Source organism: [Scytonema hofmanni] UTEX 2349, assembly GCF_000582685.1.
Taxonomy (GTDB): Bacteria; Cyanobacteriota; Cyanobacteriia; order Cyanobacteriales; family Nostocaceae; genus Hassallia; species Hassallia hofmanni.
The window spans coordinates 4,136,711-4,151,445 of the sequence record NZ_KK073768.1 but is presented as its reverse complement, the minus strand read 5'-3'; the positions used below and the strand labels follow the sequence as shown (position 1 = coordinate 4,151,445).

Annotated in this window: 14 protein-coding genes; 9 read left to right on the top strand and 5 right to left on the bottom strand. The window is 40.3% G+C overall.

The window, feature by feature from the left end:
* Positions 1-122: 122 nt before the first annotated feature.
* On the bottom strand, positions 123-713 hold the full coding sequence (locus tag TOL9009_RS0123690) for a response regulator (RefSeq protein WP_029635165.1): 591 nt from the start codon (positions 711-713) through the stop codon (positions 123-125).
* A gap of 308 nt (positions 714-1,021) precedes the next feature.
* Between TOL9009_RS0123690 and lipA the strand changes: the two genes are divergently transcribed.
* A complete protein-coding gene (gene lipA, locus TOL9009_RS0123685; RefSeq protein WP_029635163.1) occupies positions 1,022-1,927 on the top strand; it encodes a lipoyl synthase in 906 nt (301 codons plus the stop codon).
* 228 nt (positions 1,928-2,155) lie between these two features.
* A complete protein-coding gene (gene psaX / locus TOL9009_RS0123680; RefSeq protein WP_029635161.1) occupies positions 2,156-2,317 on the top strand; it encodes a photosystem I protein PsaX in 162 nt (53 codons plus the stop codon).
* A gap of 100 nt (positions 2,318-2,417) precedes the next feature.
* On the opposite strand, the gene TOL9009_RS0123675 is transcribed toward psaX, so the two are convergent.
* On the bottom strand, positions 2,418-3,290 hold the full coding sequence (locus TOL9009_RS0123675) for a branched-chain amino acid ABC transporter permease (protein WP_029635159.1): 873 nt from the start codon (positions 3,288-3,290) through the stop codon (positions 2,418-2,420).
* Between the two features lie 395 nt (positions 3,291-3,685).
* Here TOL9009_RS0123675 and hrmK point away from each other — a divergent pair, with 395 nt between their 5' ends.
* Complete coding sequence (hrmK, locus tag TOL9009_RS0123670) at positions 3,686-5,449, top strand: hybrid histidine kinase/response regulator HrmK (RefSeq protein ID WP_029635157.1); 1,764 nt, start codon at positions 3,686-3,688, stop codon at positions 5,447-5,449.
* On the opposite strand, the gene TOL9009_RS47665 is transcribed toward hrmK, so the two are convergent.
* Positions 5,402-5,545, bottom strand: a complete 144-nt coding sequence (locus TOL9009_RS47665; protein WP_186227631.1) for a hypothetical protein — start codon at positions 5,543-5,545, stop codon at positions 5,402-5,404. The two genes, hrmK and TOL9009_RS47665, sit on opposite strands and share 48 nt — an antisense overlap.
* Before the next feature lie 155 nt (positions 5,546-5,700).
* On the opposite strand from TOL9009_RS47665, the gene larE reads away from it, so the two are divergent.
* Positions 5,701-6,531 (top strand): ATP-dependent sacrificial sulfur transferase LarE, encoded by an 831-nt coding sequence (gene larE / locus TOL9009_RS0123660; RefSeq protein ID WP_029635156.1) that lies wholly within the window; start codon positions 5,701-5,703, stop codon positions 6,529-6,531.
* A 59-nt stretch (positions 6,532-6,590) separates the two neighbouring features.
* Here the strand turns inward: larE and TOL9009_RS0123655 are convergent, their stop codons facing one another.
* Entirely contained in the window at positions 6,591-7,157 is a 567-nt protein-coding gene (locus TOL9009_RS0123655; RefSeq protein ID WP_029635155.1) for a Uma2 family endonuclease, read from the bottom strand.
* 19 nt (positions 7,158-7,176) lie between these two features.
* Positions 7,177-8,310, bottom strand: a complete 1,134-nt coding sequence (locus tag TOL9009_RS0123650) for an SGNH/GDSL hydrolase family protein (RefSeq protein WP_029635154.1) — start codon at positions 8,308-8,310, stop codon at positions 7,177-7,179.
* Between the two features lie 182 nt (positions 8,311-8,492).
* Here TOL9009_RS0123650 and TOL9009_RS0123645 point away from each other — a divergent pair, with 182 nt between their 5' ends.
* The 5 genes from TOL9009_RS0123645 (at position 8,493) to TOL9009_RS0123620 (ending at position 14,693) form a co-directional block, all read left to right on the top strand.
* The gene (locus tag TOL9009_RS0123645) at positions 8,493-8,735 is read left to right on the top strand and encodes a hypothetical protein (protein WP_144238320.1); all 243 of its coding nucleotides are present in this window, start codon (positions 8,493-8,495) and stop codon (positions 8,733-8,735) included.
* A gap of 69 nt (positions 8,736-8,804) precedes the next feature.
* Positions 8,805-9,164, top strand: a complete 360-nt coding sequence (locus tag TOL9009_RS0123640; RefSeq protein WP_144238319.1) for a hypothetical protein — start codon at positions 8,805-8,807, stop codon at positions 9,162-9,164.
* A gap of 170 nt (positions 9,165-9,334) precedes the next feature.
* Positions 9,335-10,084: a DUF928 domain-containing protein gene (locus TOL9009_RS40270; RefSeq protein ID WP_051503007.1), complete on the top strand. Its 750-nt coding sequence runs from the start codon at positions 9,335-9,337 to the stop codon at positions 10,082-10,084.
* A 1,056-nt stretch (positions 10,085-11,140) separates the two neighbouring features.
* Positions 11,141-11,839 carry a tetratricopeptide repeat protein gene (locus TOL9009_RS42285; protein ID WP_029635150.1) on the top strand — a complete coding sequence of 233 codons (699 nt, stop codon included), beginning with the start codon at positions 11,141-11,143 and terminating at the stop codon, positions 11,837-11,839.
* A 937-nt stretch (positions 11,840-12,776) separates the two neighbouring features.
* Entirely contained in the window at positions 12,777-14,693 is a 1,917-nt protein-coding gene (locus TOL9009_RS0123620; protein ID WP_084763290.1) for a ShlB/FhaC/HecB family hemolysin secretion/activation protein, read from the top strand.
* Positions 14,694-14,735 lie beyond the last annotated feature (42 nt).

Below are 14,735 nucleotides of genomic sequence, written 5' to 3'. Positions count from 1 at the left end.
TTTACCTTTTACTTAAGGGTATCGGTAGACTTAATAAATTTAAAAGTGAATTTTAAATTTTACTAAATCGCAACAAAAGATGAAAGTCTTAGCTACGGAGGTTTTGAGAAAAGAAACGATCGCTATTTTATTTTCTGTTTAATAAAAGTCACAACTTGAGTTAATTGTTTCTTTAAACCATCAATTTCCGCTTGCATCTTGACAAGTTTTTCATTTAATGCAGCAATTTCGTCACTAGGAGCGATGGTCAAAGACCCGCCCGGAGCGATCGCACTAGAATCTACAACTCCATTTTTCGCAGCAACAGCTGCTACTGAGACTGGTTCCGGACGCGGCTGTTTAGCTTTTGTCATCGCCAACTTAATTGAGGCAATTAGTTGCTTTTGGTCAAAAGGCTTTCCGAGAAACTCAAAATATTCAAAGGGTTCGGGAATTTTCTCCGTCACCTCTTCTTTCCGACCAGACATAAGAACTAAGGGAATCTTTCTTAGTTCTGGTTGAGCTTGAATCTGCTGGAAAACTTCCCAGCCACTCATTTTCGGCAAAAGGAAATCCAACATAATCAGGCTGAGTTTTTCCTGAAGAATGAAATTTAATCCTTCTAAGCCGTCTTTTGCTTCCAGTACTTCAAAATTGCCCGGAGGCAACATTTCCCGTACTTTCACCCTGACAACTGTAGTGTCATCGATAACTAGAATCTTGTTACTTGCCACGACTAATTACTCTAACAGAAACTTTAGGTTGAGATGGCGGCTTTGCCAATTAAGGTTGAGAATCCTCCTACTATATATGACATTTATATTGATTGGGGGATAGTAATTTCTGGGAGATGCGACAATAATTTAGGTATCTTACAGAGCGTATACTGATATTTCGTGAGATTTATGTAAATGTGATCTTTAAATCACAGGGCATAGGGCATTGGTAATAATTCTTTCCCATGAGTCCCTTTCACGGCAGATGCTCCACTTGGGGAAACCTTTCCCCTTCTTCAAAAAGCCCCTTTTCCCTTGAATTATTTATGACCTCTTCGCAACCAGCGCAACTCAAATCAGAGATTATGGCAATGCCAACGTGGTTACGTCGTCCGATTGGCAAAGCTAGTGAACTCTCGACGGTACAACGTATTATTAAGCAGCGTCAAATCCACACGATTTGCGAAGAAGGACGTTGCCCCAATCGCGGAGAATGCTACTCCCAAAAAACAGCAACTTTTTTACTCATGGGTCCCACATGTACGCGGTCTTGCGCCTTTTGTCAAGTAGATAAAGGTCATGCACCTATGCCTGTGGACTCCTCAGAACCGCTGCATGTGGCAGAATCAGTGCAGCTTTTGGGATTACGTTATGTGGTATTGACTTCTGTCGCTCGTGATGACTTACCAGATCAAGGAGCGGGTCATTTTGTCAAGACGATGGAAACTATCCGCGCTTTGAACCCAGAAGCCCAAATCGAAGTGCTGACACCTGACTTTTGGAGTGGTGGGGGTACTGGTGAAGAAGGTCAACGCCAACGGATAGAAATGGTTGTGAAAGCGCACCCTGCTTGTTACAACCACAATATTGAGACGGTGCGACGGTTGCAAGGTCCTGTGCGCCGAGGTGCGAAGTACGATCGCTCCCTAAGGGTACTTTCTCTAGTCAAACAGATTCAGCCCATAATTCCCACCAAATCAGGTTTAATGCTGGGACACGGTGAAACCATTGATGAAGTCATCGAAACAATGGCGGATCTGAGGACTGTAGGATGCGATCGCCTGACTATCGGTCAGTATATGCGTCCTTCTTTAGAACATCTGCCAGTACAAAAATATTGGACACCCAAAGAATTTGATGAGCTTGGAACCATAGCAGAAGAAATGGGATTTAGCCACGTTCGTTCTGCTCCTCTAGTTCGCAGTTCCTACCACGCCGGCGAAAGCCCTTGATCAAGTACAACCCGTCTAGAGAATGGAAGATCGGGGGATGGGGGGACGTTTTAGAATCCATTGCCCATTGCCCCATGCCCATTGCCCATTGCCCAATGCCCTATAATACATTTTGTTGACTGGTGCTGTTTTAGGGTACAAAATCCACAAAAATATTTTTGATGAGTGTCGCTAAATATGACGACTCTTTGCTATTTGTTAAGAAGATTGTAATTAGGATAGGAAACTATGACAGCTCAAGCCAAGAAACCTACAAATCCAAAAGTCGGCGCAGAAGTTGCTCAAACGGGCGCTAAAGCTCCTTTTCCCTTTCGCACCGGAATCAGTTTATTTCTCCTAGCTGGTAATTTCCTGATAGCAGCAATTTACTTCCATCTGGTTAACTTTTAGTTGCTAGGCTCCAGTTAAGAGTCCAAGAGTCAACAGTCCAAAAGTCAAAATTTTGACCATTGACCATTGACTTTTGACTCTTAATTAGATTTGGTGTTGCTCAAATCGTACCTTTGAACAAACCTTTGGGACGAATTAGCAGCACCAAAATCATAATGAATAGCGCCACACCTTGTTTATACTGAGAACCCAGTCCAGGGATGATGGTGCTGACTTCTTGAACGATACCGATGATAAAAGCTGCTGCGATCGCTCCATAAGGATTGCCAATTCCCCCCAGAATCACTGAGGCAAACATCGGTAAAATCAAAAACCATCCCATATTCGGGCGCACCGCTGTAATTAACCCGTACATACTGCCTCCCAAAGATGTGAGCGTCCCGGCAATTATCCAAGTCCAAAGAACTACAGAGTCAACATTAATACCAGAAACTCTCGCCAAATCCAAATCGTCCGCAACGGCTCGCATAGCTTTGCCAATTTTGGTATTTTGTAAAAGATAATGTAGCGCCAAAATTACCAACATCGCTAAGAACAAAACCAGCAATTGATTTTGCGGCACTTTTAAACCCGCAATGTCTAAAGCAGGGGTAATCGGCAAATTGTAATTTTGGTTACTACCACCCCAAATCAAGATAATGGCATTGCGAAGAAATAATGCCAGTCCAATGGACATAATAATCAGAGTCGTAGAACTAGCACGGATAGAGCGCATCCTTGACCACAGCAGCTTTTCCGACAACACCATCACCGCTACCGTTCCCACTCCTGCTAGTACCATCGACAGCCAAATATTTATCCCAAGAGAATTTAAGAGCCATGTAAAATAAGCTCCCAATGTGAGAAAATCACCGTGGGCAAAGTTAGATAACCGTAAAATCCCATAGGTTAAAGTCAGTCCAACGGCTGCCAGAGCAATAATGCTCCCTACAGCAATTCCATTAACAATTAATTGAGCTAGTTGTGCATTCATAGTAATGGGGAAAGGGGAAAGGGGAAAGGGGAAAGGGAAAAGGGGGAAAATTTTTATTTCTTTACCTCATGAAATTCCCTAATTCCCAGTCTTTCTTGTAAAAAAAAAGCCATTTTGTCGATTTATGTGTTACAACCACATGAGTGACTTGTGTGGATGCCTGTTATAAGCGACCGTGTGCTTCTGGTATTTCCAGGATTGTATCGGTTCACTAAAGCCAGTTTGTTTTGTTATCGCTATTTTTTAGTGTTTTCTACTAATGTCATTTATGCATATCGTTACACTAGACACTACTAGTTATGAGTTATAAATAAAAAGGATTTGTATGCCAATATACATAAAGCCTTCTTCACACCTTGATCGAAACTAATATTTGTTCAGGGGTCTAGTTGACCATGCAGCAGTATTCAAGCTTACCAGAACGGAACTCTCAGGTAGATATAAGTACAAAACTTTTGATCTCAATTGAGCAACTTCGCGCCGATTTGTGGCTCGAATGCACTTTAAATAAGTTGCAAAGTCGCCTCAACGATTGTCTGCTTTCTAGTTGTACTACAGAAGCAGAAATTTTCCAGATAGTTGTAAACGAACTCAATAGTGCTTTAAATGCCGGTGAAGTGGCGATCGCTTTGTTTCAACCACAAGAAACAGTTGGCAAAATAGCTTATGCTTCTGAGTCCTCATCTAGACTGATTTCCAACACCGTAAAAAAGCTGCAATTTAGCTTGCAACGAGCAATAGACATTGAAGATTTACAAAAATTAGAAAACCAACAACCGCCGAATGCTTGGCGGTTAGCTGAGGATTTTGACGGTGTTGCGAGCTGGTTAATTATCGTCACAGAATTACAAGAACCTAGTAGCGAATCACTAAAAGCAGCACAAGTTAAACTTACATCAAATTTGATGGCTCGCGCCGCCAATCAATGTGCGGTAGCTTTGGCACAACTGCAACAAATAAAATCTTTGCAGGAATCTTCTCAACATCTAGAAAGCTTTAATCAGCAACTAGAGCGCACTAATCAACTAAAAAACCTGTTTCTCGCAAATACCAGCCACGAAATTCGCACACCACTTAGTTCTATTATCGGTTTCACTCAGCTACTCTTAGCCCAAGGCTACGATCCTACAAGAGAACGTCACCAAGAGTATTTAAATATTATTCAGTCTAGCGGCAAGCACCTGCTAGCTTTAATTAACGATATTTTGGATCTCTCAAAAATTGAAGCAAATCAGCTAGAGGTACAATGGGAAACCGTAAATGTACCAACACTATGTAACAATGTTTTCGCTTTACTGAAAGAAAAAGCCGCTAATAAAAATTTGAACCTGCGGCTAGAGGTAGATGCGAAGATCACAACTCTCGTAGCCGATTCTTTGCGACTCAAGCAAATGCTATTAAATTTGCTGTTCAATGCTCTCAAGTTTACAACCACAGGAAGCGTTGGGTTAAAGGTAGCCGTTAAACGTGAATTTATGTATTTTACAGTTTGGGACACTGGTGCTGGCATCTCCAAACAAGACCAAACTGAACTTTTTCAACCTTATTTCCAAATACCCAATGCTGTTACCGCTCGTGATGAAGGTACTGGTTTAGGATTAGCACTAACTCGGAAACTCGTCGAAATTCACAGTGGGTGGTTGAAAGTAGAATCTAAGGTTAATCAAGGTTCGCGTTTTACCATCGTACTTCCCCTGACGCAGAAAAAGGGGGTAGAGACGTTCCGGCGGAACGTCTCTAGGTCAGATAAGGGAAATGGGGTTAATTTAAATAATACCTCATCATCAGAAATTTTGCTAGTGGAAGATGATTTCTCTAATGCCAAACTTATAAAAACTTATTTAGAAAAATTGGGTTATCAAGTAACTTGGGTAAAAAATGCTGCCGAAATGTGGCAATCTCTCATAGAGTTGCAGCCTGCGGTGATTTTAATGGATGTCTATTTACCAGATGAAAATGGCTTGAAATTAGTAGAGCAACTACGAGACAAACAGCAGTATAAAACGATTCCGATAATAGCCCAAACAGCAATGGCAATGAAAGGCGATCGCGAAATCTGTCTCACTGCTGGAGTTAATGGCTATATTTCTAAACCGATTGATTTGCCTCTTTTAGCAACTTTGGTAGCAAAATATAGCAAAATAGGGCATGGGGCATAGGGCATGGGGCATAGGGCATGGGGCATAGGGCATGGGGCATGGGGCATGGGGCATGGGGCATGGGGCATGGGGCAGGAAAGAATTGTATTTATTCACGCACTTGCTTTATTGAACTTCTTTAATTCTCACTGCGATCGTGCCCATTGCCCATTGCCCATTGCCCATTGCCCATTGCCCAATCCCCCATCTTTCGTACCACATGCCTACAATAGAATTTGTTAGGTTGAATACGGTTTTGGGTGGATCTGCAAATGATGCTGACAGAGAAACTTGAGCAACTAAGAACTTTGTTTAGAGAAATGGAGCAGGCTTTAATTGCCTACTCTGGTGGGATTGATAGCACTTTGGTTGCTAAGATTGCTTATGATGTTTTAGGCGATCGCGCTTTGGCAGTGACGGCTGTTTCTCCGAGTCTTTTGCCAGAGGAGTTGGAAGACGCGATTCTTCAAGCGGCAACTATTGGGATTTCTCATCAAATCGTTCAAACGCACGAGATGGAAAACCCTAATTACACATCCAACCCTGTCAACCGCTGTTATTTTTGTAAAAGTGAACTGCACGACACTCTCAAACCTTTAGCTTTGAAGTTGGGTTATCCCTATGTTGTGGATGGTGTGAATGCTGATGATTTACATGATTATCGTCCAGGAATTCGTGCCGCAAAAGAAAGAGGTGCGCGATCGCCTTTAGCAGAAGTTAATATTTCTAAAGTTGAAGTTCGTCAACTTTCGCAACAACTAAGTTTACCTTGGTGGGATAAACCTGCTCAACCTTGTCTGAGTTCCCGTTTTCCCTATGGTGAAGAAATTACTGTTGCTAAGTTACAACGAGTAGGAAGAGCGGAAATTTATCTGCGGAAATTGGGTTTAAATAATTTGCGAGTGCGTTCTGATGGAGATACCGCACGCATTGAGTTACCACCAGAACAAATCAAAGAGTTTGTGTTAACCACAGATTTACCAACAATTGTTTCTGCATTTCAAAAGTTAGGATTTATCTACGTAACTTTGGATTTAGAAGGTTATCGTAGCGGTAAGTTAAATCAAGTTTTAAATCGCGAAACTTTGAGTCTTAAAGTCTAGTTTTTTTGGTAGTAAGCACTTTAGTGCTTATTTCAAGCACTGAAGTGCTTACTACGAAATCAATTAAGTTTTAGCCAGCTAAATATATCTGCTGCTCGTATCTGCCAATCTGCTAAAACATCGACAACAGGTAATTTATCATTATCATATTTCACTGCTGGCAATTGATTAGGTTGAAATACCATCACTGATTTATCATTAATATCAATGAACCAACCTAGTTTTGTTCCCTGGTTAATACAGAAAATAATTTTATTAATGACCCGGTTAGGATATTGGTCAGGTGATAAAATTTCAATTGCCCAATCTGGATAGCTTTCAAACCTGTTGGCAATCTCTCCATTTTCATCAGTTGGGATGCGTGACCATTCAAATACAGTAATATCTGGAACTAAAGAACGTTCCCCAAATGTGCAGCGTAACTCGGTTAATGCTAACGCTAGCTTTTTTGATTTACCTATCTGATTGATAGCAGATGATAACTCAGTTTGGATTATGCTATGTTTACCCTGACCCATTGGTTTTTGGTAGATTTTCCCGTCAACATATTCGCTAGCTGGTTTGGTTTCTGGCAATTGAAGAAATTCTTCTAACGAAAGTTTGGATGATAACTGAGTTGATACCATTAGTAGTTTTTTAATAAACTTACTTAAGCTGACGCTTACTTCTGTTAGCTGTCATTTTAGTTTCTACTTGCTGTAGTGCCCATCGCCAAACATCATATCCACGGGTTGACAAATGTAATCCATCTGTGGTCAAATCTTCTCGTAAATTCCCTTCAGAATCTGTAAACCAATTATGGATATTCAGATAATTTACATGTTGTTCTTTGGCAATTTGGGCAAGTTGCTCGTTAATATGACGAATTCGGCTATTAGGGATTTTCGCCTGACGAGTAGGCAAAATTGATTGGATAATTATTAAACTTTCTGGGTGACTTTGCTTGAGTGTACGAATAATTCGGCGATGATTACGCAAAATTGTTTCATCACTAACACCATTGCGTAAATCGTTGATTCCCGCCATGACGTAAATCACATCAGGTCGCGTTTTAGAAAAGAAAGATAATCTTTTTAATACACCACTGGAAGTATCTCCAGATATTCCTTGATTCAGCCATAATTTCCCGGTAGGCAATTTTCGAGTGGGAAACCACATACTCAAAGAATCACCAACTAAAACATTGAGATGATTTGTTCCTTGACCTTGAGCGATCGCTTTCGCTTCTAAGGCTAATAAAGTTTTCCAGTCTTCATAAGTTAGTTGATGTTTGCTTCTTGATCGGACAACCGATTGACCTGACAGCGATCGCTTGTCTGCGACACGCTCCGCGACGAACGCTTCACGCACGTTGTCATCATCGAAGCGCGTGTAAATCTGACCTATTTTCAGAGCACTTAATCTTTGGTAATAAAGTTGTTTCCCCGATACCAGCATGGGATCTACTGGTTCGGAATCTACTTTAAATGATGACTCTATTGGCGCCGACAATACTTGATTGCTGAATTCTGGTGAGGAGATTTCCGCACTAGGGGCGATTTTCTCCTCTACAGTTCGTGGCAAACTCTCTAAGTAAGGCGATAACGGGTTGCTGAATTCTGGTAAGGAGATTTCCACACTAGGTATAATTTTCTCACCTACACTTGGCAGTGAACCTTGTTTTAAATTCCACAGCACTGGATGATTTTCTAGTTGAATCATCGATAACTGTGGAACAGCCGATGCTGGTATTGCCAATCCTGTCAACAAGCTTGCTGCCAAAAGATAAGAATCCCTCATCCTTTTTATCTCTCCTCTAGTCGCTGCTTTTGTTTAAGACAATCAGTAAATGCTGTCTTCAGGATAATTTTAGTTTTATTAAGAAACAATTGTACAGCGGTAGACAAGCTTTATTTGTCCCAATCGGGCTTACCCTAAGCAACCCGTTTATTAACTACAACATCTCAAAATCTACAGTTTTTGTGCAACCCTGTCAATATAGCCGCATCAGCGCTCAAGCAAATGGCACAGCCACAGGTGGTAATATCACCATTAATGTAAATAAAGGTTTTGTAATTGCCCTATTTGGAAAAAATAGTGATATAATATTAAGTGGATTTTTGGGAAGAGGCGGTAATATTACAATCAACACTCAAAGGCTTTTTGGCTTCTTTAAAGGTCGAGCCATTCCGGGAAAGGGTACTAACAATATTGATGCAAGCTGAGAATTTAACAATGCAGGTACGGTAGATATTAACACCCTGGATATAGACCCCCGCCGTGGTTTGTTAGAATTGCCTACAAGTGTAGTTGAAGTTTCAAGACTGATTGCTTCTAACTGTGGTGCTTTAGCTGGCAAAGATGGTAGTAGCTTCACTTATACCGGATGTAGTGGTTTACCGGATAGTCCTGATGATCCCCTGATTAGTGATGTAGTCTGGTCAGATACACGGCTAACCAATATCCGCAGTGGAGAGATGTATAACACACCTACTTCAAAGCCTTTCAAACAAACAGCAGAGGGCATTGCGATCGTACCTGTCATTGGTTGGGTATTCAATAACAAAGGTGAAGTTACCTTAATTGCATCACAAAGCGAAACAGCCAGCTGTATTGATACCCCTACTAACTGCCAAAGGAAAACTGAACATTAGTAGCGCAAAATTAACGAATTGCCTCTACGGAAATTGATATAAATTTTGCGAAAATTTACCATTTTAATTTATAATAACTCAGAGAGATACGCACAATTTTGTCAACTAAGTATGGAGAGGGCGGCTGTTAGTCCAATAACTAATGGGGTTTTAGTCGCACCTTTATTTGAATGAAATCACTTTACAAACAAAGATTGTGGTCAAAACTATTATTTGTAGTTTTCGGGTTGTCTTTCCTGATTCCTTTTACAACCGCAGAAGCTCGAATAACATTTAAAGCACCAGAAGGTCTAGAAGTACCTGGTAGACGCGCAGCAGGTGGATCGCGAGCTCCGGAAGAGAAAAATTGCTCTTCGGGGCAAAATCCTTTAACTGCTGTAGTCCCCAACTCTAACATAGGGTTAACAACACAAGTAAATCCTACTTTCTTTTTCTACGTTCCGCAAACTTCTGCAACATTAGAGCTTGTATTTAAGGATCAAGATAAAGAATACAAGCAAATCTATAAATCAAGTGAAAAAAGTGGAATAGTCAGTATTCCTTTTAATAAAGTTTCACTAGAAGTAGATAAGGTGTATCGTTGGTCGTTCTCAATAATTTGCAACCCTAAAGAACGCTCTAAAGACAAGTTTGTCGAAGGTGCGATCATGCGTGTTAAAACAGAACCTCAACTAGCAAGTAAGTTAGTAACAGCAAGTCCTCAAGAGCGTGCTAATCTTTACGCAGAAGCCGGCATTTGGCAAGATAGCCTTGCTAGTTTAGCACAGTCGCTTTCCTCCAATCCCACTAGCGAGGAATTAAAAGCAGAGTGGAAGGCATTGCTAACCTCAAAGAGTGTAGGTTTGGATAATTTGGTCAGTGAACCCTTGCTTCCAGGTTCCCAAAAACCTCAAGTGATTACAACCAATCCAAGCAATTAAAAAGCAAAAATGTTTGTAAAGCTATTTTGAATAATCAATTGAAAACAGACAGTTATTTTTCTAAGCTGTCTTTTTTTTGCGCTGCTGAACAGAGGTCAATTGCGTTCTCTTGTCAACCAATCCTAAGAATTTGACGATTTAATCTAGCTCCTAACCTCTTGCAACCATACACACTCGCAGCGGATGAACCACAACTGGTTAGGCATTGGTGACATTTTCAGGCAAAATTATTTTTGTCAACAGTAGTTGCGTTATAAGCTATAGTATTAATTAGGTGTTAGATTAAAAAAATATACGGTTATTTCAGATAACGCGTAGCTGTAGCAGCAGTTTAGATAAAGGTGAGATTTAGAAAGTTTATAAAAATTTACAAAAATTTATTTTATATTTGCCCTTATTTTTGATACTTTCAGAATATGGTGGGTTTCACTGGTGTTAGACACTTATAGGAATGCGCCTTCTATATAAACAGTCTGTGATGCCTCATAAATATTCCAAAATAAGCCTGTCCATTTTTGGCTCTTGTTTAACCTAAGGGTGAGGTTATTTTATTAGAAGTATTTATCACGGACTTGAGATAACTTGCGTTCACTGGTGGCTGAGACTTATGGCTTTATCATCAATAAACCTTAAGACTCATTCGAGAAATGCATGGAAAGTTTATACCCTTTGCCCTTTGGGAGTGCAAGTAGTCTAGTATTGCTTAATTGTTGCCTATTACGCGATCGCCCGCACTTCTATGGTGCTTTAAAACATAACCCTTTATTTATTTAATTATTTCTCCATGAGAAATGTAGTTTTTCTATCAAATGGGGGTTACGTAATACTTTATTATGTAGTAGTCGTTTTACTTTTGGTCTAGTTCTATTTACAGAAGTCAAAAGTGAGTTACTCTGGCAAAATTAGATACTATAAATATCTTTTGTTGGAAAATTTTGGTTAAATATCAACTTGAATCTAACCACCTTAATTTAGCTGACAGAGATATTAACTTTAATTATGTTGTTTTTGATTTGCAATATAAAAGGACTGTGTCATGTGTAAAGGAACTAGATTATGAAGAGGAAAATCCTTGGCGTTGCATCACTGCTAACCACCACTTGTGTGGTCAGTCAAGCTAGAATTAAACCAGGACAAGCCATTCAGGTTTCCGGTAATTCGCTCAGCAAAGATATTCAAACCTATGAAAATAGTCCTAACAATGCCGAGACTACCCTGTTGGTGATTGTTATTTTAGTTGGAATTAGCTTAGTTTTTGCCTCCACAGGTAATTTAGTTTATAAAGCCCTGAATTCGGTCAAGCCTAAAGCAACAACAGCAGATTCTCTGCCTACACCAAAAAAAGAGCATCAAATTGAGGCTACTGTTGGTGTAGCATCTGAAACTAAACAGAGCCATAGTGCTACATACGTTGAACAAGCTCGTACCTTTTTTAAACAAGGAGATACGAATAAAGCGATCGCTCTATTTGGTCATGCAATTCGTACTCGTCCTAATGATGCTTATCTTTACACTGAACGCGCTAACTTGCGTCGCCAAAATCTAGAAGATAAAGACGGAGCACTTGAAGATTACACTCAAGCCATTAATCTTCATCCAGACAACCCCCTGTTTTACCTTTGGCGCAGTCAGCTTTATTATGAGATCGGCGATAAGTTTAAAGCAATGACTGATTATAACACAGCTATTCGTCTTGCTCCTGAAGATACAATGTATCACTCTTTTGAGACAAAGGGAAACTCATCAAGAGGGTGAATCTAATTAAAATAGGCGATCGCATTCACTCACTACAGCTTGATTTAACAATAAACATAAAGTTACATTAATATTCCGTGCATCTCATTATCGTGCGCGAAATTTGTGCTCTTAACGTAAAAGTTGGATAAACAATACCCATTATTCTCATTTTTAGGGAAATAAATTGCCTTGTTCTGTTTTTCATCCCTAGACTGCTGAACTTTAGTATTTCATTATTTTTAACAATAAAGAAAACTTTCTGGAAATAAACCTCGTCCATGTTGAAACCTGGAGTTTATAATTTTTCAGATGTGTACCTATCGACGTAAGGAAGCAATCTCAAAGTCTTGGCAGAAAACTACGGTTTTCAAGGTAGACGAGGTTTATACTGTCAGTAGTGATTAATTCGTAGTGAGCGGTTTACCGCTCAGATGTTCAATTTTAAGGACTGAAGTCCTTACTACGTATAAAAAGTGAAATAACAGATAGTAGGACTGAGGCTCTATGATTGGAAACTGGAGAAACGGTTGCTAGCAGTTGGGGTTAGTAATGGTTTTGGAAGTCCAAGGACGTAAAGCGTGGAACGTCTCTACGATTCATCCCAGAGATTATCTTTTTTAACGCAGAGAGACGCAGGGACAGCGCAAAGGTGAATCAGTCGGCAAAGTCGGTTTCCGTCCCGTCGAACTGATGTTAGCAAAGCGTTAGCGACGCAGGAGCGTCACCCGAAGGGTACGCAGAGAAAGACAAGAATGCAAGCAATAAGATGCAATCTATAGGTTTATTAACATGCGATCGCCCTCCAAAAGTATGATTTTTTAGAAAATTTAACAAAAAATTCTTTTGTAAAGGAATATACTGTGAATGTCGATTTAGAGATTGCTAGTACAAAACCGGAGCAAGTGAAAGCAATACGTGAAATTATAGAAGCACTTTTAGAGAGAGGTAACTCTCAATGACCGACAGTTGGAAACAGCTATGTATTCGATTGGGATTATTGATAATTTTGGGGGAGGTAAAAGCTTTATCTGTAGCAAACAGTGCTTTGGCAGATACTAGCACGCTATCTGCCCAAAATACTCAGGTTTTATCTGGGCAGATTTTAGAGTTAGATGCAATTTCTGTGCAGTTTCCACCAGAATCAGCAAATACGGCTCAACTTCTCCAGCCAATTGAAGCTGCCCAAAACCCACCACCAAATAGTAACCAGAATAATCCCACGGTTCCCCCAAGTATACTCCGCCGAGAAGACGAGAACAATCCCCCACTACCAGAAAAGATTCCAACTCTCCCACCTCCAGAAGAGTTGTTTCCTTCACCTGTACCACCTTCGACGACTCCGGAAGTACCTCCCAATCAGTTTTCGGGAACTATCAGAGTTGATCGCTTTAACGTAGTTGGTAGTAGTGTATTTAGCCCTCAAGAATTAGCGGAAGTTACCAAAGACTTTGTTAATAAATCGATTACTTTTGCTCAACTACTACAAGCATCGGAAGCAGTTAGTAAACTATACCGCGATAAAGGTTACATAACCTCCGGCGCATTTATCCCCGCTAACCAAACCTTTAAAAGTAGGGGAAGTAACATCACCATTCAAGTTGTGGAAGGTGGTTTGGAAAGCATTGAAGTTAGTGGTTTAAAGCGACTTAATCCTAATTATGTCCGCAGTCGTCTTGCTGTAGCGACTGGCAAACCCCTGAACGTAAATAAACTTTTACAAGCGCTGCAAGTGCTTCAACTCAATCCACTAATTAAAAATATCTCTGCGGAACTGGCAACTGGGGCAAATGCAGGTAGTAGTATATTAGTTGTCAAAGCAAGTGAAGCAAAGACATTCAAAGCTGAAATTAGCTTAGATAATAATCGTTCTCCGAGTATTGGCAGCTTTCAGCGGCAAATTCAACTCAACCAAGCTAACTTGTCGGGATTGGGAGATAGTTTAAATGTTGCTTACTCTAACACTGATGGTAGCAACGATGTTGAGGCAAGTTACACCCTGCCGATAAATGCTTATAATGGAACGTTGCAATTTAGCTACAATTACACAAATAGCCGTGTAATTGAAGAACCGTTCGACGCTTTAGATATCCAGGGAATATCACAAGATTTTTCCATCACATTGCGTCAACCAATAGTGCAAACCCCCAACGAAGAATTTGCTTTGGGACTAACTGCATCTCGTCGGGAAAGTGATGTTGGTTTTTTAGAATCTGTTATCGGTGAACGATTAGCATTTCCTTCTCCCGGTGCTAGGAATGGACAGACGCGCTTATCAATATTACGCTTTTTTCAAGATTGGACTAAACGCAATAGCCGACAAGTATTGGCAGGGCGATCGCAATTTAGTTTTGGCATAGATGCTTTCGATGCTACGATTAATCCAAATGCACCCGATGGTCAATTTTTCTCTTGGCGAGGACAAGGACAGTGGGTCAGGCTTTTAGCTCCAGATACATTACTCTTAGTTCGTGCCGATGCTCAATTATCAGACAGACCATTAGTGCCTTTAGAGCAGTTTGGTTTAGGAGGTCAACGCACTGTGCGCGGTTATCGTCAAGATTTGCTGTTAGTTGATAAAGCCTTTTTAGCTTCTATCGAATTAAGATATCCAATTTTGCGCGTTCCACAAGTGGGAGGTGTGCTACAAATTACCCCATTTTTTGATTTTGGTACTGGTTCGGGTGGTACTAGTACAGGGGTTGCCAATGCTCCTAATAACCTCACTTCAACTGGGTTGGGGTTATTGTGGCAAAGCGATAGAATTAATGCTCGTTTTGATTGGGGTATTCCTTTGGTTTCTGTAGATTCACGTAATAATTCTTTGCAAGAAGATGGTTTCTATTTTTCTGTGGTTTATACGCAACCATTTTGATTTTTGTAAATCAAGTTTTTGAGAAAAGTTATCTTAAAAGTA

Bases quoted from the DNA above. Each gene is read 5' to 3' on its own strand.
- psaX (WP_029635161.1), top strand. From the start codon at position 2,156: ATGACAGCTCAAGCCAAGAAACCTACAAATCCAAAAGTCGGCGCAGAA.
- TOL9009_RS0123655 (WP_029635155.1), bottom strand. From the start codon at position 7,157: ATGGTATCAACTCAGTTATCATCCAAACTTTCGTTAGAAGAATTTCTT.
- lipA (WP_029635163.1), top strand. From the start codon at position 1,022: ATGACCTCTTCGCAACCAGCGCAACTCAAATCAGAGATTATGGCAATG.
- TOL9009_RS42285 (WP_029635150.1), top strand. From the start codon at position 11,141: ATGAAGAGGAAAATCCTTGGCGTTGCATCACTGCTAACCACCACTTGT.
- TOL9009_RS0123620 (WP_084763290.1), top strand. From the start codon at position 12,777: ATGACCGACAGTTGGAAACAGCTATGTATTCGATTGGGATTATTGATA.
- TOL9009_RS0123675 (WP_029635159.1), bottom strand. From the start codon at position 3,290: ATGAATGCACAACTAGCTCAATTAATTGTTAATGGAATTGCTGTAGGG.
- hrmK (WP_029635157.1), top strand. From the start codon at position 3,686: ATGCAGCAGTATTCAAGCTTACCAGAACGGAACTCTCAGGTAGATATA.
- TOL9009_RS40270 (WP_051503007.1), top strand. From the start codon at position 9,335: ATGAAATCACTTTACAAACAAAGATTGTGGTCAAAACTATTATTTGTA.
- TOL9009_RS0123650 (WP_029635154.1), bottom strand. From the start codon at position 8,310: ATGAGGGATTCTTATCTTTTGGCAGCAAGCTTGTTGACAGGATTGGCA.
- larE (WP_029635156.1), top strand. From the start codon at position 5,701: ATGATGCTGACAGAGAAACTTGAGCAACTAAGAACTTTGTTTAGAGAA.